We start from the raw sequence: 23,912 nt of genomic DNA, 5'->3' as shown, positions 1-23,912 counted from the left end.
AACATAATAAATACAAGGTCATCGCACTATGTCGGACTGGTACGTTCTCCAGTGTAAAGTGAGACAAGAGCAGCGTGCGCAATTGAATGTAGAAAACCAGAACTACGTCACTTGTTTGCCACAGCTTACCGTTACCAAGCGCCTGGCGGGTAAACGCCAGAGTGTCCGCGAACCCGTGTTTCCCGGTTACCTATTTGTCCAACTCGATCAAAACACAGCCAACTTCAATGCCTTGCGAAGCACTCGCGGCGTCTACAGCTTTGTGCGTTTCGGCGGCGTCCCTGCAAAAGTCCCGAACTCGGTTATCAGCTACCTTCAGCAATTGAACGACAACGATAACGTCGAGTCGATGGCAGAGCCGAAAGGGCTTTATCAAACTGGCACGCGCGTCGAAGTGGCCGAAGGGCCATTCGCCGGACTGCAAGCGATTTATCAGTTACCGCGCGGCGACGATCGATGTTTGGTTTTGCTCGACATGTTAGGTAAACAACAACGGATAGAAATAGAAGAGCGGATTTTACGGTCCGCCTAACGACAAAACGACACAAATAAATCGACAAATGGATGTCAGTGGGAATTTGGGGCCCGTAACTCACGGGCGGTAGCGTGTCTAACGACCGCACTTAACCTCATGTTCCCAAGCAACATGCGACATAACTTGTCGCAAACTGGCTAGCACATCAAAAATGAGCCACTAGTTGCGTCATAATCTGTCGCATTCACACCATCAAATTACAACTACAGGAACTGCAACGTGAACAAGCCATTTTCACAACTTTTGGGTCTGGGTCTACTCGCCTTCACCCTCACAGGCTGTGCCCTCACCGGTAACCCGCAGCCGAGCAGCAGTGTTTCCGACGAATTTCATCACTGGGCCTTTTCCCAAGCGCGCGCGGTGAGCTTGCCAGCGGAAGCGGCACCGCAGCTCGAGAACGGCAGTGTGGGCGATCAAATCACGCTTGGTACGACGCCATGGGGTAGCCAAACTCAGGTGACGCTCACCGAGCGCTATTTCGCAGCCAGTGGCCGACCCTGTTACCGTGGCAGTATTCAAAGCAGCGAAACACCGTATACCACAGCGGTCATTTGTCGTTATGGCGAGAACCAATGGCAAGCGACACGGAATGTAACCGATCCAGCGCAACAAGCTCGCGAGGTAGTTGCTAATGACTATTAAAATTCGCACCGGCAAGCGTTGCCGCAGTCTTGGCAAAACCCTGATCTTGGCGTTGAGCATTTTCGGTCTGAGCAGCGTCGTCAACGCCCAATCCATTGGCGATGTACCGGCAGATCAGCGAGCGCAAGCAATGCAAGCGGCGCAAGCGCAACAAATGCAAGAGCCGCCGGTACAAACCAATTGGCGTACCGGAAACTACGGCCCAGTTCCCGACGAACTAAACCAACGTCAGAAAGACGAAATTAAACCGTTTGGTGCAGACCTGTTTACCGGTGGCTTCCGTGGACTGCGTGCCGATGGCTTGAACCCTGAGTACCGCGTACTGCCAGGCGACCAAGTGACCTTGCGGATTTGGGGGGCAATTGACGTTGACCGCGTTCTGCCCGTCGATGCCCAAGGCAATATCTTTATTCCCAGTGTCGGCCCAGTGAAAGTACAGGGCGTGAGCCACCGCCAACTTGACGCGACCGTGCGTGCAGCGGTGCGCGAAGTCTATCCGGAGAATGTGAACGTCTATACCAACTTACAGGGCGTGCAGCCGGTCGCCGTCTTTGTGACCGGATTTGTGCAAAAGCCGGGGCGTTACGCCGGGGTTCCAAGTGACTCAATTCTGTATTTCTTAGATCAAGCCGCAGGCATTGATGAAGAAGCCGGTAGCTACCGCCGCGTGCGCTTATTACGACAAGGCGAAACTATCGCCAATATCGACCTTTATGAGTTTATTTACAGCGGCATCATGGACCATCCGCAGCTGCAAGACGGTGACACACTTGTCGTCGAACGGCGTGGACCGGTCGTCACTGTACATGGTGAAGTAGCCCGCGCCTATCATTTCGAACTGACTGAATATGACAGCCCGGGTGAACTCATTACTGAACTCGCTCACTTGCGCACCGGTGTCTCGCACGCATTAATTCGTGGCAAGCGCGATCAGCGCCCGTTCTCGCGTTATTTGCTACTCAATGACTTCCGCGAAGCGAATATTATGAGTGGCGATGAGATCTTATTCATGGCCGATCAACAAGGTGACAGCATTGTCGTGCAGCTCGAAGGCGCGCATCTCAGCCAGTCGTACTTTGTCGTGCCGAAAGACGCCACCTTGCATGAGCTACTCAATAGTATCGCCATCAATCCGCGGGAAACAGCGTACGAGGCCATTTCAATTCGCCGCGAATCGGTGGCAGAGCGGCAGAAAGTAGCGCTCGAAGAGTCGCTGCGACGCCTTGAAACCACCTATTTAGGTGCCTCATCAAGCACTGTGGAAGAAGCGACCATTCGTATTCGCGAAGCCGAGCTGATTACCCAATTTGTGCAACGTGCGCGTGAAGTCGAGCCAAACGGTCGGTTAGTCGTGAGTTACAACGATGAAGTGGTGGATATTCGTCTGCAAGACGGCGATATTGTGACGTTACCGCAACGTACTGACTCAATTTTGGTCAGCGGGCAGGTCTATATTCCGCAGTCAGCAGTGTATTTGCCGAACAAATCAGCGCGCGACTATATTACCGGTGCCGGTGGTTTTAGCGAACAAGCTGACACGCGTCGAATCTTGATCCTGCGCCAGAACGGTGAAGTGCGTGACGCTAGCGAAGTGGCATTGCGGCCAGGTGACGAGATTCTTGTCTTGCCGAAAGTACAAACGAAGAGTCTTCAAACTGCATCAGCGATTACCCAGATTCTTTATCAAGTGGCTGTTGCAACTCGCATTGCCATCGACCTCTAAACACCGAGTGTAAACCGACAAACATGAACGCCATGAAGACTCATCAACCGCGTACACCATGGCAGGTCACACTGCACGTGTGGTATGCCATGTTTATGCGTGAGACCATGGCACGTATGAGTCAAGACCGTTTTGGCCCGGTTTGGCTGCTGCTCGAACCTGTGCTGCACGTGTTGATCATGGTGAGTGTGCGTTCGATGTTAGGGCGTACCGGCCGATTGATTCCGGGTGCGGAATTTATTCCATGGTTGGTGGTGGGAGTTGTCACCTTTTTCCTGTTTCGCAATATTATGAACCGAGGCATGGCTGCGATTGACGCAAACCGTGCCATGTACGCCTATCGCCAAGTCCATCCGACCGATACAATCTTTGTTCGTTTTGGATTAGAGACTTACTTGCAATCGATCGTTTTCGTATTGATGATCATTGCGTTTACTTTTGTGGACTTCCACATTGTCCCCTATCAACCGCTTGAGGTGATTTGGGTGTGGCTATGGATCGCTCTACTCGGGCTTGGTGTTGCCTTGGTGCTGAGTTTGCCTTACAGCTTAATTCCGGAAATGCGCAAGATAATTACGTTGATCACCTTCCCACTGTACATGTTATCGGGAGTGATTTTTCCGGTGTTTATGTTCCCCCTCGCGATCCGAGAATATCTCATGTACAACCCGGTGTTGCATGCGGTAGAGCTGATTAGAATTCACACCTTTAGTACGTATCACTCGGTACCTGGTATAGAGCTTGCCTACGTGCAGAAGTTTGCCATTGTAGCTATTTTGTTCGGCTTAATGTTACAAATTCGATTTAAAATCAAAATGATAGCGCAGTAGTGACAAGGTATGAGCGTGGCCGATAATCCTCCAACAGATAGCCAACCACTGAGCGAAGAACAACGCATCTTGCAGCGTGCCGAGCAGGCGCGTCGCCAACAATTCAAGCAGAGCATTGCGAAATTACCAGCGGACGTGAAAGAGGCTGCGTATGCCGCATTTGAAGCGTCGAGTAATGCGCACCGCGAGCGTTTAAAAGACGAAATCAAACAGTACAAACAAGACAGCGGTGATCGCCAGTCGAAAGCGGCGGACGTCATTGTTGCGCAAGAACGATCGGCGCTCGCAGAGCAACAAAAGGTCGAGCAAAAAGCGAAACGAAAAAGTAAGTCGGCGCAGGCGGATGACAACACCCCAACGGTTGATGTTGCCAAGCGGCGTGAAACCGGCCCTTTCGTTGTCGAAGTGCAAGATTTATGGAAGCGTTATCACGGACCATTCGGCGGCGATTGGGTGTTACGTGGCCTCAATTTTAAGATTCCCTATGGCGTGTCCGTGGGCATTGTGGGTCGCAATGGTGCGGGTAAATCAACGTTACTCAAGTTAATTGCAGGTATGGACTCACCCGATCGTGGCAAAGTCCTCGAGAACGCGCGAATTTCATGGCCGATTGGTTTATCGGGTGGTTTGCAGGGCTCGATGACCGGGCGCCAGAATACCAAATTTGTTGCCCGAATCCATGGTGGGGGAGACGACATTGACGACATCATTGAGCGGGTACAGAAATTTGCTGAAATTGGCAGTGCGTTTGATCAGCCGATCAGTACGTACTCCACGGGTATGCGCAGTCGATTGAACTTCGGTCTGTCGCTGGCGTTCGACTTCGACGTTTACATCAGTGATGAGGCCACCGCAGTTGGTGACGTCACCTTCAAAGAAAAAGCACGTAATGCGTTTCGTGAACGGGTGGGTAATGCCAGCTTAATTATGGTGTCGCATCAAACCGGAATATTACGTGACTTATGCCAGGCTGGCATTTTTCTGCATGAAGGCCAAGCCATTTGGTACGACAGTATAGACGACGCGATTGACGCCTACTACGCCTCAATCGGCCGTACCCCAGATAAAAAATCGTAGAAATTTCATTGTATTATAATTAGAGCTCGGAGCCGCAATTCATACAGTGCATTGCGGCTCCAAGCCGGAAACCGAGATACTTTCATGAAAATTAGCAAACCGGCACTGAATAAGACTCAGGTGACAAGTTACGCAAAACGTCAACCGCACTGGGCTATAGCCTTTGTGGTTATCCTCGGTGCCATGCTGTATTGGGGTCTAATGGCGACAGAGCGTTATGTCTCCACCGCGCACATTGTCATGGAAAGCCCAGAAATTAATCCCACCGGCATGAATATTTCCAGCTTGCTGTCTGGCTCGGTGGGCAGTGGCGACCTGTTATTACTACGCGACCACATGCTTTCAGTCGACATGCTCATGCGTTTGCAGGACGAGCTCGATTTACGCAGCCATTATAGCGACCGCAACATCGACTACTGGTCACGTCTGAGTGCCGACGCGCCCATTGAAGGTTTCTACAAATATATGCAACAACGTATGAAAATCGAATTCGACGACTATGCTAGCGTTTTGCGTGTTCAAGTGCAGGCTTATACGCCGGAAATGGCGCAACGTATTACCCAGTTGTTGCTCCAGTACGGCGAGCAGCACATGAATGAAATGGGGCAGCGTCTTGCCCGCGAGCAAGTTGCCTTTATTGAAGAACAGGCGCAAATCTTGGAGCAACGCTTGTACCGCGAACGCGACGCCTTGTTGCAGTTCCAAAACGAATATGGCTTGGTGTCGCCGACGGGTACCGTCGAAGCAACCTTTGAAACGGTCAGTCGTTTGCAAGCAGAAAAAGCCGTTGCTGAAGCGCGCAAGCGAGCAATGGCGAGTTTCCAAGCGCAAACATCACCAGAAATGGTACGTCTTCAAAGCGAAATTCGGGCGCTCGAAGAGCAAATTGATATTGAACAAGAAAAAATGGCCTCGGCCACCGGTCAAAGCCTGAACCGAGTGTCATCAGAATATGAAACACTGGCGCTGCGTGCGCAATTTGCCCTCGAACTCTACTCCAACACCTTGATTGCACTGGAAAGTACCCGCGTCGAAGCCGCGCGCAAACTGAAAACTATTTCCGTGTTGCAGCACCCGACGATGCCGCAGTTTGCCACCGAGCCGCGTCGTCTTTACAACATTACCTTGTATTTCATTTTCGCGATTTTCATTTCATCAATCGCCCATTTAGTTCGCTCAATTGTTCGGGATCATAAAGACTAACCATGCAAGTACACAGCACCGCAATCCATGATGTGTTAATCATCGAACCGAAAGTGTTTCAGGACGAACGTGGCTTCTTTCTGGAAAGCTTCAACCAACAGCGTTTTGACGAGGCCGTGGGCGAGCACATCGAATTCGTCCAAGATAATCACTCGAAGTCGCAGCATGGCGTATTGCGCGGCTTACATTTTCAAACCGAGCAAGCGCAAGGAAAGCTTGTGCGCTGCACCCTTGGGCGGGTATTTGATGTCGCGGTCGATATCCGCAAAGACTCACCAAGCTATGGCCAGTGGGTCGGCGTCGAGCTTAGCGCGGAAAATTTCAGACAGCTGTGGGTGCCCGCAGGGTTGGCGCACGGTTTTCTGGTGTTAAGTGAACATGCCGAGTTTCTTTACAAAACGACCGAGTTCTATGCGCCCCAGTTCGAAAAAAGCATTCGCTGGGACGACCCAACCCTGAATATTGCTTGGCCGTTAAGTGAAATTCGTGGTGAACCGACACTCAGCGTCAAAGACCAAAACGGCGAAGCATTTCTCGCACAGGGGAACTAAGCATGACGCCTTGGGCTCATGCACAGGCACCAGAGCTCCGTGGCCTGGTGTATGCCATTGGCTTTAAGTCGTATTGGCGCCCAGTTCTTACGCAGTTTCTGCCCAGCCAAGCGCAGATTCAGTATGTCGACGGCATTGAAGCCGTACCTGAACAGAGCACCGCCGTCATTTGGGGACGCGCCGCCGAAGCAAGAGAAGAAGCAGAGCGCCGCAACATCACATTATTTCATCTCGAAGACGGCTTTCTCCGTTCGGTGGGACTCGGTGCAGAATTTGTCAAACCCCTAAGTTGGGTTATCGATCGACGCGGACTCTATTTCGATGCAACCCGTGCCAGCGACTTAGAACATTTGCTGAATACAGGTGAATTTAGTCAACACGAGCTGCAGGAAGCCGGTCGGTTAATTCAAAAGCTGAACGAACTTAAGATCAGCAAATACAATACCGGCAAGCATGATTGGCAACCGCGTGGTGAAGCCAGCTCGCGCAAGCGAATATTAGTTCCCGGTCAAGTTGAATCCGATGCTTCAATTCAATATGGCGCAGCGGTTGAGGAAGATGCACCGGCGATTCGCCGAAATATCGAATTGTTAAAGGCCGTGCGCAGTGCTAACCCAGAAGCGTATGTTATTTATAAACCGCACCCCGATGTGCTGGCGAAAGCTCGCGAGGCGGGAGCAGGCGAAGCGCAGGCAAGTGCTTACTGCGATGAAATAGTCGGTCCGGTGTCGTTGACACACATGTTGGAGCAGATTGACGAAGTACACGTTCTCACCTCGTTGAGTGGGTTTGAAGCACTACTGCGGGGCATTCCGGTGACCTGCTATGGTTTACCCTTTTATGCAGGCTGGGGGCTTACCAAAGATCTGCAAACCTGTGCACGACGCACTGCCAGTCGAACCTTACCCGAACTCGTTGCAGCGGCACTCATGCGTTATCCAATTTATTCGGCGGCGCACTCAAATGAGTGCGCGATTGACTCAAGTGAGTGCAAACATAACTCAGATGAGTGCAGCGACCGGTTTGTGACCGCCGAAGTAGCGGTCAATTACCTCCAACTGCAGCGTGACCAGCGACTCGGTGGTGTGCAGAAGCTGCGACATAAATTGTCGCAAAAAGCCCGAAATCTGCTGCGCCGAGTGTTAAATCACTGGCGGCGCAAAGCGAACAATTAAGAATCCGGCGGCTTTAGAGACAAAACAGACTCGAAGCCGCCGAAAAATCAATTTAAACGACTGACAAGGTCTAGCAATGTACAGGCGGAATGCGAGCAAATGACAAAAATAATTAATGCAGCGGGTAAAGCGTTTGCCGAGGAATTAACAGCGTGGTTCGGTATGACGGTTGAGCATGTCGACGTTCGTACAAATCAGGCGAGTTGGCCAACGTTTGAGGGACAAGAAACACATGTGGTGTTTTATCAACGCCCGGAGCACCTTATTGTGGCGGCTGTGGAAGACGGGGAAACACTCGAAAAAGCTTTAGAACAGGCGTTACAGGCACTGAATGTCGTATTGCAACAACAGAAGCAGAATCGCCGTGGCTATCGACTCGTCGATATCGATCAAGCGCGCCAGCAACCTAAAGCGTTGATGCAGGCGCTGGCACCACTTGGACTTGAATGCAATACAACTCAAGCACAGGCGCATCATCACGATCCGCTTCTTCTGGTCGCTCATGCTGCAGTGCAACAAAATGAAACGTTGCGCGAGCAAGTCGAGCTGCTGGAAGCGAGTTCATTGCCACTGTCGGCTGCGGATAGCAATGTTTTGGGCGTCGACTTAGCGCGTGTCGTTGTGGCTCTAAAAGAAGATTCGCAGGCGTTGCAACAAGCGCAGGCTACAATTGGACAGCTGAATAATGCACAAAAGGAAGCTAAAGAAGAGAATGAACTTCTGTTGTTACAGCTTCAGCAAGTGCAAGAAGAGCTCGAGGCCAATTTCCTCAGCAAAAAGCAACTTGATGACGAAAAACATCAACGTGAACAGCAATTAAAATCGTTAAAAGCAGAGTTACAACAAGCACAAAGTAGTCTGGCGACACTCGAGTCGGAAAATAGCGAGTTGGGTAAGCAAATCAAGACATTGAGCAACGAGAGCAGCAAGAGTACCGAGGCGCAGACGCAACTTAAAGAACTTACTGAAGAAAATGAATTGCTTTTATTGCAGCTGCAACAAGTGCAAGAAGAGCTTGAGCATTATTTCATTGAGAATAAAAAGCTGAGCCAGAAGCTTGTGGCGGCAGAAAGTCATGAAGACATCGATCGAGAAATAAAAGCAAAAGACGCAGAAGTAGCAAAGCTCACGCAAAAAGCTACACAGGTCACAACAAAACTAGAGCAACTGCAGACGCATGCCAATAACCTGCAACAAGAAAATACCCGCATACTCCAACAGTTACTTGCCACGCAAACCGAATTAGAAAAGGCGCTCAATCGTCAAGAAGACGCAAGTAAAGTGGCACAAGCGAAAGCAGATAAAGAAGCGACCGTGACAGCATTGAAAGCTGATTTCCGCCAGCAAGCAGAAGCGTTTAAAGCGAAAGCGGACGAGCGAGTCGAGTCGTTGAAAGCGGACTTCCGAGCACAAGCCGAAGCATTCAAGGCGAAAACAGCCGAAGAAATGCAAGCGCTGAAAACGGAGCTTGAGGCGCTGCGACAAAAAGCAAACACGTCGGTGAATTCACAAGAGCAGGACTTGTTGGTGCGCAAGTATCAAAGTCAGATCGAAGTGAAAAATGAGAAGTTACATAGCTTTAGTCAGCGCCGGAAGGAAGAGAAGGCACGCTATGAGGCTGAAATTGAAGCACTGAAGGCGACGCTTGCGGGATACGAACGTCAAGTTGCTGCGTCACAAAATGTCGCAGAAGTGTCAGAGCGCCAAGAAAGCATAGAAAGCACAGAAAACACGACAAGCACAGAAAACAAGCAAGTAACGACACAAAGCGACGCACCTAAATCGGTTTTACCCGTTTCGCGCCGTGCTAAACGCAAGTTAGCGAACATGTTTGGACTACGGAAGGCCGGACCGATTAAGCAATCCGATCCAGAACGTGAGCTGCTTGATCAGCAAATCAATTTAGTCGAAAACTCCAGTTACTTTGACCGTCAATGGTATTTACAGACTTATCCTGACGTGGCTGAAGATGTACTGAAAAACGACGCAAACCCAGTTGAGCATTACATTCGCTACGGCGGATTTGAAGCGCGCAACCCAAGCCCGCGTTTTGACAGCCAGTTCTATTTGGACAGCAATCCGGATGTCGCCGAAGCGGAGATGAACCCGCTGGTGCATTATTTGCAATACGGCAAAGAAGAAAGCCGACAGCCGCTGCCGACAACTGTTGTAACAGGATCTTAAGATGGCGCGTCAACTGATTTATATTGGTGCGGGTCGTGCACAGCCGATTAAGGCGTTACAACAACGATTTCAGCCGTCGCGGACGATACTGGTGGAAGGGCAAGAGCCACTCGCTAGTCAGTTAACAACGAGCGACGTTATTGACGTTCAGCAGGCGTGGGTGAGTGCGGATGGCCAGCCGGCGACGTTTTATCATTACAATTTGGTGGAATTTGACGGCTTGCTAAAGGCCTCTGGTTTATATGAGTTGTTTCCGAGTTTAAAAGTCAAGGCGAGTGAGCCGGTGACGACCACCGCCCTCACCGACTTGGTCAAGAACGCATTGGACGACGCGGACAGCAAAGACCATGTGTTAGTGCTTGATGTTCCTGGGCAAGAGCATGCACTGCTGAGTGCCTTAGCTAACGCAGATCTGCATCGTCGGTTTGAGCACATTGAAGTGGTGACATGCCAAGACGCGTGGTTCGACGGTGTAAAAACCACACCAGCGACACAAGCACTGCTGAATGACATGGGTTTTAAAGCGACGGAGATCAGCTTAAGTACCGACCCTGATTTTCCTGTCATTGCTGGCTACCGAGATGCGCTAGCGGATGAGAACCAAGAGCTGAAAGCGCAAGTTAAGACGTTGCAGAAGCAGCTGGAAGAGGCGAAAAAGGTTGCAGACACGCACTTGAAAGATTTAGGGGCAGCTCAACAAGCAGTTAAGACCAAAGAGCAAGATCTTGCTGAAACACAGCAATTAGCCGAAGCGCGGAAGAAGCAAGTTGATGAGTTGAAGCCAAAGCTCGAAGAGGCCAGTAGGGCGAAACAAACACAACTTGAAAAAGCTGAGGCGCTGCAGAAGCAATTAACGGAAGCGCAAGAAGCAGCACAAGCGAAGAGCAAAGCGTTTGAAGCACTGCAGAGAACGCACGAAGAAGAAAAACGCGCGTGGGAAGTTGAGCGTCAGAAGCATACCGAGTGGGCGCATTCCCTAAATAAACAGCTCGACGAATTAACGCCTAAGTATGAGGAAACGAAAGATAAGTTGACCAAGCTACAGGCACAAAGCGAACAGCAACAAGCGCAACTACAAAAATATGAGAAAGAAATTGAAAGCGCACGGGAAGACGCGCGCAACGCGCTACGCCTAGTAACCATTCGTGATGGTGACTTAAAAGATTTACAAGAGAAGTACGCAAAGTCGCTCGACATACAAGCGCGTCAGTTTAAGCTGCTCGACACCATGCAAGATCGTCTTGAGCAAGCGTCAAATTATTTACTAGAACTCGACGGCGATAGTGTAACGGCCGAACTACTTCTGGCGGACGATTATGACGCGGAACAAGACGAGGAAATGATTACAGAAGCTGTTGCAGAAAAAAAGAATAGTCCCGCAAACAAAACCTCGGCACCGCAAGCTTCAAGTACAAAGCCAAACACAAAAAAGCGGAGCTCAGCGCGCCGTGGCAAATAAAAAACATCATATTTCCAGTTACCAGCTCGCTGAGCATTTGAACGAGTCGTTGGACTTGCTGAAACATGAGCTAAATGCGCTCGGTGGCAATCCAGATCGAATTGAGCTAGCCGAAATCGAACGGAATATTGTTCAGGAGTTACAGTCGTTAAGACATGAGTCGGAACTACTCACTCAGCAACCAATACGCACCATTCACCATTTGTCTTGTACTGGCGGTACGTTGATAGCCAAGTGCATTGCCGCACTACCCAATGTGCAGTTGCTCAGTGAAATCGATCCGCTAAGTACGTTACAAGACAAGAGTAAGCCCATGTTCGGGCCAACAGACCTAATTAAGCAATGGCGACAAAGCTCTCGTGGAGCGAGTAATGACGACATCATTGAACTGTTTTTGACGGACATGAAAGTTATACTTAAAGCTGCCACGCGTGCAGGCCAAAATGTCGTGATACGTGACCACTCGCATAGTCATTTCAATTCAGGCCCAGAAATACCTGAACGCCCAACTATAAGGCGAATATTGCAACGTGCGTTTGATGTGAAGTCTTTGGTGACAGTAAGGCATCCAGCGGATAGTTACGTGTCTATGGTAAAAAATGGCTGGCATACGCATTTTCAACCATCTGATTTTAAAGAATATTGCGATCGTTATTTTTTCTTCCTAGAAAATTATTCAGACGTATATCTAATCAAATATGAAAACTTCGTAAAGTCCCCTTCAGATATCATGAGAAAAGTGGCTAACGAACTTGCTCTTGATTACGCCGATACTTATTTATCGACGTTTTCAGCAATAAAGTTAACAGGCGACAGCGGTAGAACTCAAACAACGATTATAGAGCACGAGCCAAGGAAAGAAGCGATAACGCTTCGTGAAGAAAATGCGGAGTTGGTGGTTTACAAAGAATTATGCTCAAAACTCAGTTATGACCTTGTCTAGAATTAGTTGGTTGAAAAATCGTCATAAGGATGAGACTTGTGTCATTGTTTGCAATGGCCCATCACTCAATGAAATGGATTTAAAGTGGTTGCGCGACTATACGGTCATTGGCCTTAACAAGATATTTCTCGGTTTTAAAAAGTTTGGGTTTTATCCAAAGTACCATGTTACCGTGAATCCGAAAGTCGTCGAACAATCGGAAAAAGAACTGAAAAAGCTCACCTGTGTGAAGTTTATCGGAACCCGAGGAATTTCTGAGAACAGCTCCATTCAAGAAGACGCGCTTACGCATTTTATCAATACCAAACAGCCAAGATACCGTTTTTGTAAGGACCTCAATGACGGATGTCGCGAGGGTGGTACTGTGACTTATGCTGCTTTGCAGGTCGCATACCATTTGGGATTCAAAAAGGTCATTATTATTGGCATGGATCATAACTTCGAATATGAAGGGAAACCGAACGAAGCTAAGGTCATGTCCGGCGCTGATCCTAATCATTTTATTGACAATTATTTCGGCTACGGGCAAACCTGGGATAACCCCGATTTAGAAAAGTCGGAAGAATCTTACCGGATCGCAAAAGAAATTTTTGAGCAAGATGGGCGCGAAATCATTGATGCAACAGTGAATGGCAAATGCACCATTTTTCCTAAAGCAGATTATCGAGAGTTTATTCGTACGTGAATGTATTTCATGATCACCCTTACCCTTTAGCTGAAGGCCCATTATGGCTTCCTCAACTCGCCGCGTTTTTCTGGGTAGATATTATTGATAAACGAGTGTGCGGAAAGAAATTTACCAATCAGAGTAGCCTACTTGATTTCGAGCTAGAGCTTGAAGCAATTCCGACCGCATTATTGCATGACAGTCATTCTGAAGAGCACATTTGGATCGTGACTAACCAAGGTCTTTTGCATTGGCATCCTGTAAATCATGAATTGAAACTGTCACTTCCTTTCGAATTACCTGTTACTCACCGCACAAACGATGCAGGTGTCGACGGAGTTGGCAACCTCTGGATTGGTGTCATGGAAAAGAAGCCTACGGGCAAAAATGGTTGGGTATTTGTCATTAACGGCCATGGCGACGAAGTTTTTCGAGTTCAGGAGGTGGGTATCGCAAATACGTTCTGCTACCTATCATCGAAAAACAGCATGTTAGTATCTGACTCATTTCAGCAATTAACGTTTGAAGTTCCCTGTTCAGAAGTGACCTCAGGAGCGTTTATCAATGATTATTCGATATGGCAAAATTTGAGTCAGTCGAAAGCAACACCGGATGGCGGCTGTATAGACATAAACGAAAATGTTTGGAATGCGCACTGGGACGGTTCCTGTGTCCATCAATTAAAGCCTGATGGCTTAAAAGTTGGTAACGTTGATATTCCTGCAATACAGGTAACCTCGTGTTGCTTCGGTGGCCCAGACATGGAGCATCTTTTGATTACTTCTGCAAATGACGGTTTAATTCATTTAGACAATGACAATAGCCTACAGGGTCGAATTTTTATTACTAAGGTGGAAGGCCATCATGGCACCACTCCGAAAGGATTTGGTTTGAAGGTAGTTACATGAAAGCAAGCGTAGTTATACGTACCTATAACGAACAAAAGTATCTCGACCGTTTACTTAGAGGGGTTACCTCGCAAACAAGTGATCTGGTTGAAATCGAAGCTGTCATCGTAGACTCAGGCTCAACGGACAAAACCCTTGAAATTGCGGCTAAACACAACTGTCGCGTGACACATATCAAGAAAGAAGACTTTACCTTTGGGCGCTCCCTGAATGTAGGATGCGAATTTGCTGATGGAGATTTTTTGATTTTCGTCAGCGGTCACTGTTTCCCCGTGAATGATGACTGGGTGCATGAGCTTGTCAAGCCACTCGTAGAAGGTTTAGCTGACTACAGCTATGGGAAACAGGAAGGTGCGGAAACAACCAAGTTTTCAGAATATCAGCATTTTAATAAATTTTTCCCCGATTGCAGTCAGATTCCGCAAAAGGGATTTTTTTGTAACAATGCAAACGCAGCAGTGACAAGAAAGGTATGGGAACAATACAGGTTTGATGAGTCTTTAACCGGACTTGAAGATATGTATTTGGCCAAACAGCTTGTCGCTGATGGCGGTAAAGTAGCTTATGTTGCAAGTGCTCCGGTTTATCACATTCATAATGAAAGTTGGAAGCAAGTGAAAACACGCTATGAGCGTGAGGCCTATGCACTTCAAAAAATTATGCCCGAAGTACATTTTACCTTGGGTGATTTTATGCGATTTACCACGTCTTCCATTCTAAATGACTTCTCCGCAGCATTGGCGCAAAAGCAGTTTCTGCGAAAATTCGGAGAAATCGTCAAGTTTCGCACCATGATGTATTGGGGAACTTATAAAGGTAACCATGAAGTCAGAAAACTTTCAGCTGAAATGAAGCAGCGTTACTTTTATCCAAAGAATTCGTCCACAGAAGGAACAAATGAAATATGAGCAAGCGCAGAATAGTCGCACTGTTACCCATGAAGGCGAACAGTAGTCGTGTACCCGGGAAAAACTTCAAAGACTTTTGCGGTAAGCCTTTATTTCGTTGGATTCTGGACAGTTTGCTAGCGGTTAAAGAAATTGATCAAATTGTAATCAATACTGATGCTCGTGATATCTTAGCTGAAAATGGCTTAGTAGATACTGATCGGGTGAAAATTCGCGACCGCAAGCCAGAAATTTGTGGTGACGATGTGTCGATGAATATTGTATTAGGCGATGATGTTGCTAACGTTGATGCAGACATTTACCTAATGACGCATACAACGAACCCGCTATTGAGCTCAACAACGATGCGCAAAGCGATTCAGCAGTACGCGGACGCACTCGACGCTGGCAGTGCTGATTCGCTATTTACTGTGAATAAAATTCAAACGCGGTTTTACCGTGAAGACTGCTCACCCATTAATCACGATCCGGACAACTTAATCCCGACCCAGAATTTAGAGCCGTGGTATGAAGAAAACTCCAATATCTATCTGTTCAATCGTGAGAGCTTCGCAAAAACCAACGCGCGTATTGGTAAAAGGCCCATGATGATGATTACACCAGCAATGGAGTCTTCTGATATAGATACTCCAGATGATTGGGATAGAGCTGTGGTTACTACACACTACTTTATTCAAAAGGGCCTCATTGAGGTTTAGGGGGCAAACATGAAAAGAGTTTTAGTCACATGCCCTCCAATGTTGGGTATGTTTGAGCAGTTTATCGAACCTGCAAAAGAGCTGGGCTTGGAGCTAGTGCCTGCACAAACCACACAAGTACTCAGTGAAGAAGAGCTCATCAAGTTATTGCCGGACTATGATGGTTGGATTATTGGTGACGACCCTGCAACACGAAGAGTTTTTGCGGCGGCGAAAAGTGGCAAGCTCGTCGCGGCGGTCAAGTGGGGGATTGGTGTTGATAATGTCGATTTTGAAGCCTGTAAAGATTTCAATATCCCAATTATTAATACACCGAATATGTTTGGAACCGAAGTGGCCGACGTTGCGATGGCCTATTTACTCGGTTTAGCACGACAAACGTATTTTATTGACCGTGAAATTCGGCAGAACCACGCATGGCCAAAACCCGCAGGAATGAGTTTGACCGGTAAGCATATTGGCGTCGTGGGCTTTGGTGATATTGGCTACAATGTGGCTAAACGCTTAATGGGTTTTGATGTGACGGTCACCGCTTATGATCCGGGCGTTGAAGGCAATCGGGACCTCCAATATGTTCAACGAAAGTCATGGCCAGAAGGACTAGAAGAGCTCGATTTTCTGGTATTTACTTGCGCCTTGAACAAGCACAACTTTCACATGTTAAATGCAGAAACATTAAGCCAACTTAAGGCTGGGGCGCATGTTGTAAATGTGGCTCGAGGTCCATTGATTGACGAGAAAGCTCTGATTGCTGCGTTAGAGAGCGGGCATATTACTGCTGCGGGGCTTGATGTGTTTGAAGTAGAGCCGCTACCCAAAGAATCGCCACTACGAAAAATGCCTCAATGTATTTTTGGATCACACAATAGCTCAAACACCAAAGAAGGTGTGATTCGAGCAAGCCATAAAGCTCTTACCGAAATAGCTCGATTTTTCAAAGAGGTGTCAGCCAGATGAGTAGCCAAGAGCGCCAACAAAAGTTTGTTGTGATTACCGGTGCTAACGGCGGTATAGGGGAAGCGCTCTGCGAAACGTTTGCGGCTAAAGGCTACAATGTGATTGCTACCGATATTCAAGACGCAGCAAAAAGTGGACTACAACACCGTCATTACGTGTCAATAGACCTCAATCGTTTCGTTGCAGATGAAGGTTATGGGAATAACAAAACGGCGGAAATACTAACCTTAGTCGGCGAAAGCAAGCTACATTGTCTAATAAATAACGCCGCTGTACAGATTCTTGGTGGCGTTGATTCACTTTCTCGAAGCGAATGGCAAACAACACTGAATGTTAACCTTCAAGCGCCGTTTTTCCTCGCTCAGGCGTTCACAAATAAGTTGGAAGCAGCGAAGGGCTCAGTTGTAAATATCAGTAGTATTCACGCGAAGTTAACAAAGAAAAATTTTGTTGCCTATGCAACCAGTAAAGCGGCACTTAGTGGAATGACACGAGCTATGGCCGTGGATTTGGGCCCACGAATACGAGTGAATGCTATTGAGCCAGCAGCGATTAAAACAGCGATGTTAATAGATGGCTTTAAAGATAAGCCTGAAAAACTAGAAGTACTAGAGTCTTTCCACCCTGTTGAGCAACTTGGAAAGCCTGCGGAGGTTGCTCAGTTGGCACATCTCCTTGCCGAAAGTTCGATGCGATTTATGAGTGGTGAAGTATTGAGTATCACCGGTGGAATCAGGAATGTACTGCACGATCCAGCATAACAGTCAAATAATGGCTAAAGCACATGGAGAACATCATGAGTGCCGTTAAACAATTAGAAGAGTTTTTACGCGAGGGTAAAACTGACAGTGCAATTGAGTTCTGTAAAAACCAGCTGAAGAACAACCCTCAAATGTCCTACTATCAATTTTGGTTGGATAGGCTAACTAAAACATCCCGTCGCTCCGACACTCGCTCTCTACTTCCGGCGAACGTAGAAAGCGAAACTGAAACTTCAGCGTTGACGATCGATGATGCTGTGGCGTCATTCCGAAATGCATTTAAAGATCTTCAATACCAATCAAACGAACAGTATAAAAAGATCATCTCAGACCAAGATGAAACCTCAGTACAACGTGAGAAATTGGTCAAAGCGTTACCATACAATGGGGACATTTACCTCCCCACTGAAAAAATAGGCACTTCAGAGCAAATTGAAGGATTAAAGTCAGTTCATGAGCTGATAACACCTGAAAATAAAAAGGTGACAAAACTTCGATTCGATCAGCTAAAAAATGCTCTTCAAAAAACAGGGAAGAGGCGTATTTTTGTTATAGGTAACGGGCCTAGCCTGAAAGAGACTGACTTAAATCTTTTGAAGGACGAAATTACTATTGGCTTTAATGGTATATTTCTGCATGAAAGTTTTACGCCTACAATTTTTGTTGTGGAAGACCATTTAGTTGCAGAAGATCGAATTCAAGAAATTACAGATTATCAGTGTCCAGTCAAAATATTCCCCTCTTACCTGCGTTATTGCCTCCCTATACAAGAGAATACAATATTTCTTAATCACCTGCCCCGCAGAAGCTTTCCTGTAGACACTGATTTTTCCGATGATGCAGGGACGATTACTTACACGGGTGGAACCGTTACATATACAGGACTCCAGTTAGCAGCTTCATTGGGTTTTGATGAGATATACCTTGTCGGAGTGGATGCTAGTTACAAAGTAGAGAACGTTGACCGTTCGACGGATTACGGAACAGGCGTGCTTTGCTCAAAGTCTGATGATGTGAACCACTTTGACTCAAGGTATTTCGGTAAAGGATATCGATGGCATGATCCTAATGTAAACACAATGCTTCAAGCATATCGGAAAGTGCGTAATTACGCTGAACTAAACAATAAAATTGTTCGAAATGCGACCATAGGAGGTGAGCTCGAAGTGTTCCCTAGGGTCAATTACTACGACCTATTTGATTTTAGGCGCGTATATCCCAAAGTAGCGGTTGTTGATTTTACGCACGTGAACTGGTTGTGTGCGACTGGAATAGTAAAGCGGAACATGTTTTCAGGCTGGTCAAAACATTCGCTTTTGCATGTTCATGCTCAGAATCCTAAAACCATATCAGCATTTCAGTCTGTACCAAATGACTGCTATGCAGCAGGAGCAGACAGTACAGGTGCATGGGCTGCATTGCGTTCCGTCATCGAATACGACCCGGATATTTTGTATTTGCGTCCGACCCCTGATCGTCCATTACTTACATTATTGCAACTAGCGCTACCAAGCCTATTAGGTAAGCCATTTGTTGTTCACTATATGGATGATTGGTTAAGTAAAATCGAAGTTACGATTGGAGCAGATACAGCTCAAATATATCGAAGAGTGATGGAGTATCTATTCACACATGCTGCGAAGGTTTTGACGATCTCAAGCAAGATGTCAGACTATCTAGAAAAGGAGTTTTCAATTGAAAAGTCAAAGCTGCAAATTGTGCATAACTATATTCAAAATGACAGTCAATTAGTTCTTCCTAAGAATAAGGACGTAAAAATCATCCGCTATTTCGGTGGTATTCAGCCAGATATGAGTTTAGCTAGTGTAATCGAAGCTGCTCGCGTTGTTGAGGAACTCAATAAAGATGGTGAGAAAGTCCGATTTGAAATCTACACGGCTGGTGACCATATCAAGAAGTTTGGTACTGAGCTTCTAGCATTCGAGAATACGTCAGTATTTGAGCAGCACGACGATTACCAAGTCTATCTAGCGTTATTAAAAAACTCTGACTTGAATCTACTATGTTATAACTTCGATGAGGTCTCTCAACGCTACTTGCGGTACTCAATGGCTAATAAATTGCCAGAAATAATCGGTGCTGGGGTGCCGTTTGTTGCCATCGGTAGCAAAGAAATCGGTACTATTAGCTATTTATTGAACGCAGGGTACCCTATGGTAGCGTCTGAAAACAATAGACGCAGAATTTACGATTTATTTCATAGAGCGCTGATGTTTCCCTTGATTCAAACTGACGATTACAAACAGTCGTATACGGCGCTACTGTTAGAATTTTCGAAAAATAAGAACTGCGATGAATTTCAATCTATATTGCGAGACTTAGGTAATAGTGACTGTAGTGAATTTAATTACTTTGATTCTAAAAAATCAAGCTTAATTGACTTGCTAGATCTGTACATTAATGAGAATTTAATTGACTCAAATTTTTCTTCTTATATTAACAAGCTGCTGGCTCTGCCAATAAAGGACCGGCTTGGCTACCTTTCTGACATTAAATCACATGGACATACATGGCAGTTTAAAGATATAAGTGTGGATGTAAGCACGGATGTTTCTGCTATTCCCCAAGTCGAGCTCCTTAAGTTTCTGCTGGTTTCTTTAAACCATGACCGATTCTCAGAAGTTAATACGTATTTATTTAAAAGTTTCTTGAAATTGAACAATGATTGAATTATTTAGTTTGGGAAAATTAACTGGTTGGCATGATTCAGATTGTGCATTCAAGACCAAAAATTAACGGAATTATTCTTATGTTGTTGTCTTCTGTTGAGTTGGTGGAGTTATACCTATTGAGCGGGGATTTAAAATGAAAGTAGTGTTAAATGTTAATGCAACTCCACGTATATTAACATACATACCTTTATATCTTCGCCTCAAGAAAATAGCAGATGAAGTTGTACTATTGTTCCCTCCCGGAACTGACGTTTCCGAGGTTATAAGTCTGGGCGTTGGGGAGAATGACATTTTATTTCTCGAATCTGATAGATTATCAGAGATTAAGGGCTTAGATGTATTTGTTAGTGCTGAAAGTACAATGTCTTCGATTCCAAATAATTGCGTGGCGATCGGGCTTATTCATAGTCTTCCTCTGAAAGGAGAACTTAACTTCGACTACTCGACAGTTCTTAGGTTAAAGCCAAATATTCTTCTCAATTTTGACTACTTAATTCTACCGATACGCCAAGAGGACGAGTTTTGGTGTCCTCATAGATATGAGAGGCATGTGAGAGGAGTTGTCCCTGATAGAATGAAACGATCGAGTAGGTTGGGTATTTTGCAGGGCGGATATCCAAAAATTGATTTTTTGAAAAATCAATTTGCACAACGGAAGTCATGTGGTAAGTATATTATATACTCGCCAACAAATGCTAATATATCTGGTGGAGAAGTTTTAAAGTACGGTGAGTTAATAATAAGTGTTTTGCTCAATGAATTTCCAGATAAAACAGTTGTTTTTAGACCCTACCCTGGGAATTTAATTCCTTTTATATCGTCTTTTAAAGAGAATTCAAGGTTCATAATTGATAATTCAGAAACCGGCTTGAAGTATCAGAAAGATGCTTTTCTAACTGTTACTGACAACTCATCTTCTTCTATTACATTTTCTTTTTCAAGTTTAATACCATCTATTTTTGTGGAGCTTGAGAAAAGCAGTTTGATTAATGGCGCTGGAGGTGAGGTTGATTCAGTGCATAAACTTGGTTTTGGGTTTCATGTTCGTAGCATTAGCGGTTTTACTGCTGCACTAAAAGAATTGAAATCTCAGAAGGACGATTGGCCTTCAATCATCAATGATTTTGGTGCTAAAAGGTTGGCGAATTTTCAATGCGCTAGTGAAGCTATCGCGGATTTTATTGTGGATAGTAAAAGAAATGAAAATCCAAAGTTGCTATGGGTGAGTTCTGAACCCAGCAAAATTGAGTATAATGCAGAGAAAATACAAGAAATTCTTTGTAAAGGAAAAGCCCCAAACAGGTGGCAAGCTGATTTTATGAAAAAGATAAAAGAATATCATTGTAAAGGAGAGATTTTGTGATCTACATAGGAACTCACCATCGTTGCGGAACCGTGTTAATGCGTAACTTGTTTCGTATGTATTGTAAAAAGACTGAGCAATCTTTTTTTAAAGGAATTTATGATAGTAGCAATCTAAATATAGATATATATCAGGATGCCCACAGCCGAGAAATGTCAGCGATTGCCGATGCAGCATTTGGGATTCATTTATTCAGAGATCCAAAATCGTTGCTTTTGTCACATTTGAAGTACCATTTAGTCTCAGAAAGTGAAGCTGAAGCAAGTAATAGAATATTAATAGATGGTGTTGTGTATCGAGAGTACCTTAGATCCATAAGTTCAGATGATGATAAACTTATTTTCGAAATGAATAATATATTTTCTCGTACCGTTAATGCGATGTCGGGTTGGGACTATGAGGATGAGCGATTTCTTAATATTAATTTGAAAGTGTTTCTTGAAAGAACGCCTGTGGAAATTGTTGACCTGATTACTGAATATTTTCCTGATTGCTTTGATCGCGATGCATTGCTTCACTCAGTTGTTGCTGCAATGAATAACAAGGTTAAAGATCGGCACGGCACATCAAATCAGAATCAGTTGGAGTTATCAGCTGACTTAGAATTGTTATTGCAAGAAAGATTTCCAAGCCTTAAGGTATTTAACGAAAGTACGTTAAGAACACATAAGAAGAACATTATTAGTTAATTTCAGGGAGATATATGATTACTTGGATTATAGGTCTTTCTGGCAGCGGCAAGACCACAGTAGGCAAAGAGCTGTTTATCACTACGAAACATTTACATCCAAATACAGTATTAATTGATGGAGATGAAATTCGAGAAGTTTTTAAGCACAATCGAGGTAACACTCCATATTCTATTGAAGGACGCCGCCAAAATGCTGAACGTATACAGGCGCTGTGTAGATGGCTTGACAATCAAGGCATTAACGTCGTTTGCTGTATACTCTCAATCTTTGAAGAGTCTCGTGAGTGGAATAGAGAGAACTACTCTGATTACTTCGAAGTTCTAGTGGACACGCCGATAGATATTTTAAAGACGCGCCGAGATATGTATGGTAGGGCAGAACGTGGCGAAGCAAGCAATGTCGTTGGAATTGATATTCCTTTCCCACATCCTAAGAGTCCAGATCTCGTTATTGATGGAAGCGGAAGTGGAAATACACCAGAACAGAATGCTGCACTGATCTTGGAGCATATTAAGGAGCGGTTGATTTGAGCACTCGTTATGAATTTATAACTAATGCTCCTTTAGAAGAGCGGCAAAGTTACACCTATACTCAGTATTTTGGTCAGCCATTTCTAAATGAGTGGCGATGGTCGAGGCATCGGGTTATTGAGCATTCACTTTCTCAAGCGTCCTCTAGTTCCTTCAGAAATGAAGTCGAATCGGTAGGAGAGTTTAAGGCTGGTGGTTTCGTTAATTCGAAAGCATGTCTTGAGCAGTTATTATCAGCTCCACCTAAGCGTGAGCATTGGAAGTGGTTGGATTTCTTTATTCAGCGTTTTGAGGTCAGTAAGCGGCTTTTCGATGAATATACACTCACTGCAAGCCGACCTAAAAGTATAGGTAATTACACAGACCTCGAACTCTATTTGCTTTTTGCTGAGTTATTGATCCGAAGAGTTTCGTTAGATTTATATTTCCCAGCAGTAAACGCTCTGTTGAAAGTTGTTGATACCCTTTTAGGGTTAGAATCGAAACTCAGCCAGTCTCAACGCTCTCGCCTTGTTACTATTGTTTCTAGCGAGTTTGAAGTTGTAAAGCGAATTGCTGATAGGAACGTTGTTTCTAGTAATCCGTTACTAGAGAACAGCCAACCGGTGACAGTTAGAAAGTCACCTCAGAAGTTTGACATGAGCCATACGACATTCATCGCTGCGGATACCGTAAGAACACGAGCTTACGCGTTGGCACTCAAGCAAGTTGGATATCGATTTGATTCTATAATTTTTTTGAAATCGACTAAACCGAAGTGGGGTCAAGCAAGCGATCTGCCTGCATTTACGAAATCGTTAGAGTGTGGCGTCTTTTCTGCTGATTTGAATGTTAATCTGGAACAACTATTGAATCGAATCTCCGATAACGTTACCGAAGTCACTACCGACACTGTTAACTGTATAGATGTAAAAAACCTGATTAGCGAGCTATCGTCAACATTTATAGTATTTTCGGGCTACGGTGGTGAGATTGTAGATGTTCGTGGGTTAGCTCCTACTACTCCTATGCTTCATATTCATTCGGGTTACCTTCCTCATTTTCGTGGCAGTACAACGGTTTATTATTCCATTTTAGAAGATAATTCCTGCGGCGCTTCTGCAATTATTCTTGAGCCAGCCATTGATGAAGGCGTAATTTTAAATAAGAAGAAATTCAGACTGCCAGTGGTTACGGAAGAGATTGATTATTATTATGATAGCTTCATTCGAGCTGATGTATTAGTTGGAACACTTAAAGAATTGATCGATGGGGCTGGACAAATTGAAGTTGAGCAGCAGCATCCAGAACACGGTGTATCGTACTATATTATCCATCCAGTACTCAAGCACCTATCTATCATGAAGGTGAACGGTATTACGCCAACTCTAGCTACCTTTTGAATGCAAACAGTCAGCAAGGATTAAAATAATA

22 protein-coding genes are annotated in these 23,912 nt (G+C 45.6%); all 22 read left to right on the top strand.

All coding sequences use genetic code 11. The annotated features are described in order from the left end of the window. The first annotated feature begins 28 nt into the window (after positions 1-28). Positions 29-532, top strand: a complete 504-nt coding sequence (rfaH, locus tag LAT77_RS10705; protein ID WP_290564558.1) for a transcription/translation regulatory transformer protein RfaH — start codon at positions 29-31, stop codon at positions 530-532. A 222-nt stretch (positions 533-754) separates the two neighbouring features. After that, positions 755-1,177, top strand: coding sequence for a DVU3141 family protein (locus tag LAT77_RS10700; RefSeq protein WP_290564557.1), 423 nt, complete (start codon positions 755-757; stop codon positions 1,175-1,177). Next, complete coding sequence (locus tag LAT77_RS10695) at positions 1,167-2,900, top strand: polysaccharide biosynthesis/export family protein (RefSeq protein ID WP_290564556.1); 1,734 nt, start codon at positions 1,167-1,169, stop codon at positions 2,898-2,900. Before LAT77_RS10700 ends, LAT77_RS10695 begins: the two co-directional genes overlap by 11 nt. A gap of 32 nt (positions 2,901-2,932) precedes the next feature. Further along, positions 2,933-3,730 (top strand): ABC transporter permease, encoded by a 798-nt coding sequence (locus LAT77_RS10690; protein WP_290564555.1) that lies wholly within the window; start codon positions 2,933-2,935, stop codon positions 3,728-3,730. A 15-nt stretch (positions 3,731-3,745) separates the two neighbouring features. Then, positions 3,746-4,807, top strand: a complete 1,062-nt coding sequence (locus tag LAT77_RS10685) for an ATP-binding cassette domain-containing protein (protein WP_290564554.1) — start codon at positions 3,746-3,748, stop codon at positions 4,805-4,807. Positions 4,808-4,891: 84 nt separating this feature from the next. Further along, on the top strand, positions 4,892-6,010 hold the full coding sequence (locus tag LAT77_RS10680) for a hypothetical protein (RefSeq protein ID WP_290564553.1): 1,119 nt from the start codon (positions 4,892-4,894) through the stop codon (positions 6,008-6,010). 2 nt (positions 6,011-6,012) lie between these two features. Next, positions 6,013-6,561 (top strand): dTDP-4-dehydrorhamnose 3,5-epimerase, encoded by a 549-nt coding sequence (rfbC, locus tag LAT77_RS10675; protein WP_290564552.1) that lies wholly within the window; start codon positions 6,013-6,015, stop codon positions 6,559-6,561. 2 nt (positions 6,562-6,563) lie between these two features. Then, complete coding sequence (locus LAT77_RS10670) at positions 6,564-7,736, top strand: hypothetical protein (RefSeq protein ID WP_290564551.1); 1,173 nt, start codon at positions 6,564-6,566, stop codon at positions 7,734-7,736. Between the two features lie 99 nt (positions 7,737-7,835). Beyond that, the gene (locus LAT77_RS10665; RefSeq protein WP_290564550.1) at positions 7,836-9,920 is read left to right on the top strand and encodes a hypothetical protein; all 2,085 of its coding nucleotides are present in this window, start codon (positions 7,836-7,838) and stop codon (positions 9,918-9,920) included. 1 nt (position 9,921) lies between these two features. Beyond that, positions 9,922-11,379, top strand: a complete 1,458-nt coding sequence (locus LAT77_RS10660) for a hypothetical protein (RefSeq protein ID WP_290564549.1) — start codon at positions 9,922-9,924, stop codon at positions 11,377-11,379. Next, complete coding sequence (locus LAT77_RS10655; RefSeq protein WP_290564548.1) at positions 11,369-12,322, top strand: hypothetical protein; 954 nt, start codon at positions 11,369-11,371, stop codon at positions 12,320-12,322. The genes LAT77_RS10660 and LAT77_RS10655 overlap by 11 nt, the downstream gene beginning before the upstream one ends. A gap of 10 nt (positions 12,323-12,332) precedes the next feature. Then, complete coding sequence (locus LAT77_RS10650) at positions 12,333-13,007, top strand: 6-hydroxymethylpterin diphosphokinase MptE-like protein (protein WP_290564547.1); 675 nt, start codon at positions 12,333-12,335, stop codon at positions 13,005-13,007. Further along, positions 13,004-13,897, top strand: a complete 894-nt coding sequence (locus tag LAT77_RS10645; RefSeq protein WP_290564546.1) for an SMP-30/gluconolactonase/LRE family protein — start codon at positions 13,004-13,006, stop codon at positions 13,895-13,897. The genes LAT77_RS10650 and LAT77_RS10645 overlap by 4 nt, the downstream gene beginning before the upstream one ends. Next, positions 13,894-14,805, top strand: coding sequence for a glycosyltransferase (locus tag LAT77_RS10640; RefSeq protein WP_290564545.1), 912 nt, complete (start codon positions 13,894-13,896; stop codon positions 14,803-14,805). Before LAT77_RS10645 ends, LAT77_RS10640 begins: the two co-directional genes overlap by 4 nt. Further along, complete coding sequence (locus LAT77_RS10635; protein WP_290564544.1) at positions 14,802-15,503, top strand: acylneuraminate cytidylyltransferase family protein; 702 nt, start codon at positions 14,802-14,804, stop codon at positions 15,501-15,503. Before LAT77_RS10640 ends, LAT77_RS10635 begins: the two co-directional genes overlap by 4 nt. A 9-nt stretch (positions 15,504-15,512) precedes the next feature. Continuing rightward, complete coding sequence (locus LAT77_RS10630; protein ID WP_290564543.1) at positions 15,513-16,460, top strand: phosphoglycerate dehydrogenase; 948 nt, start codon at positions 15,513-15,515, stop codon at positions 16,458-16,460. After that, positions 16,457-17,221 carry an SDR family NAD(P)-dependent oxidoreductase gene (locus LAT77_RS10625; RefSeq protein WP_290564542.1) on the top strand — a complete coding sequence of 255 codons (765 nt, stop codon included), beginning with the start codon at positions 16,457-16,459 and terminating at the stop codon, positions 17,219-17,221. The genes LAT77_RS10630 and LAT77_RS10625 overlap by 4 nt, the downstream gene beginning before the upstream one ends. 35 nt (positions 17,222-17,256) lie before the next feature. Then, positions 17,257-19,911, top strand: coding sequence for a 6-hydroxymethylpterin diphosphokinase MptE-like protein (locus tag LAT77_RS10620; protein ID WP_290564541.1), 2,655 nt, complete (start codon positions 17,257-17,259; stop codon positions 19,909-19,911). A gap of 136 nt (positions 19,912-20,047) precedes the next feature. Next, the gene (locus LAT77_RS10615; protein ID WP_290564540.1) at positions 20,048-21,277 is read left to right on the top strand and encodes a hypothetical protein; all 1,230 of its coding nucleotides are present in this window, start codon (positions 20,048-20,050) and stop codon (positions 21,275-21,277) included. After that, the gene (locus tag LAT77_RS10610) at positions 21,274-21,966 is read left to right on the top strand and encodes a hypothetical protein (protein ID WP_290564539.1); all 693 of its coding nucleotides are present in this window, start codon (positions 21,274-21,276) and stop codon (positions 21,964-21,966) included. Before LAT77_RS10615 ends, LAT77_RS10610 begins: the two co-directional genes overlap by 4 nt. A gap of 14 nt (positions 21,967-21,980) precedes the next feature. Then, entirely contained in the window at positions 21,981-22,499 is a 519-nt protein-coding gene (locus tag LAT77_RS10605; RefSeq protein WP_290564538.1) for an adenylyl-sulfate kinase, read from the top strand. Then, positions 22,496-23,881 carry a hypothetical protein gene (locus tag LAT77_RS10600; protein ID WP_290564537.1) on the top strand — a complete coding sequence of 462 codons (1,386 nt, stop codon included), beginning with the start codon at positions 22,496-22,498 and terminating at the stop codon, positions 23,879-23,881. The genes LAT77_RS10605 and LAT77_RS10600 overlap by 4 nt, the downstream gene beginning before the upstream one ends. The last annotated feature ends 31 nt before the right edge of the window (positions 23,882-23,912 follow it).

The organism is Aliidiomarina sp. (assembly GCF_022565475.1).
Taxonomy (GTDB): Bacteria; Pseudomonadota; Gammaproteobacteria; order Enterobacterales; family Alteromonadaceae; genus Aliidiomarina.
This window is presented reverse-complemented; position numbering and strand designations above follow the sequence as displayed.

Bases quoted from the DNA above. Each gene is read 5' to 3' on its own strand.
- rfaH (WP_290564558.1), top strand. From the start codon at position 29: ATGTCGGACTGGTACGTTCTCCAGTGTAAAGTGAGACAAGAGCAGCGT.
- LAT77_RS10695 (WP_290564556.1), top strand. From the start codon at position 1,167: ATGACTATTAAAATTCGCACCGGCAAGCGTTGCCGCAGTCTTGGCAAA.
- LAT77_RS10690 (WP_290564555.1), top strand. From the start codon at position 2,933: ATGAAGACTCATCAACCGCGTACACCATGGCAGGTCACACTGCACGTG.
- LAT77_RS10680 (WP_290564553.1), top strand. From the start codon at position 4,892: ATGAAAATTAGCAAACCGGCACTGAATAAGACTCAGGTGACAAGTTAC.
- rfbC (WP_290564552.1), top strand. From the start codon at position 6,013: ATGCAAGTACACAGCACCGCAATCCATGATGTGTTAATCATCGAACCG.
- LAT77_RS10670 (WP_290564551.1), top strand. From the start codon at position 6,564: ATGACGCCTTGGGCTCATGCACAGGCACCAGAGCTCCGTGGCCTGGTG.
- LAT77_RS10665 (WP_290564550.1), top strand. From the start codon at position 7,836: ATGACAAAAATAATTAATGCAGCGGGTAAAGCGTTTGCCGAGGAATTA.
- LAT77_RS10660 (WP_290564549.1), top strand. From the start codon at position 9,922: ATGGCGCGTCAACTGATTTATATTGGTGCGGGTCGTGCACAGCCGATT.
- LAT77_RS10640 (WP_290564545.1), top strand. From the start codon at position 13,894: ATGAAAGCAAGCGTAGTTATACGTACCTATAACGAACAAAAGTATCTC.
- LAT77_RS10635 (WP_290564544.1), top strand. From the start codon at position 14,802: ATGAGCAAGCGCAGAATAGTCGCACTGTTACCCATGAAGGCGAACAGT.
- LAT77_RS10630 (WP_290564543.1), top strand. From the start codon at position 15,513: ATGAAAAGAGTTTTAGTCACATGCCCTCCAATGTTGGGTATGTTTGAG.
- LAT77_RS10625 (WP_290564542.1), top strand. From the start codon at position 16,457: ATGAGTAGCCAAGAGCGCCAACAAAAGTTTGTTGTGATTACCGGTGCT.
- LAT77_RS10620 (WP_290564541.1), top strand. From the start codon at position 17,257: ATGAGTGCCGTTAAACAATTAGAAGAGTTTTTACGCGAGGGTAAAACT.
- LAT77_RS10615 (WP_290564540.1), top strand. From the start codon at position 20,048: ATGAAAGTAGTGTTAAATGTTAATGCAACTCCACGTATATTAACATAC.
- LAT77_RS10605 (WP_290564538.1), top strand. From the start codon at position 21,981: ATGATTACTTGGATTATAGGTCTTTCTGGCAGCGGCAAGACCACAGTA.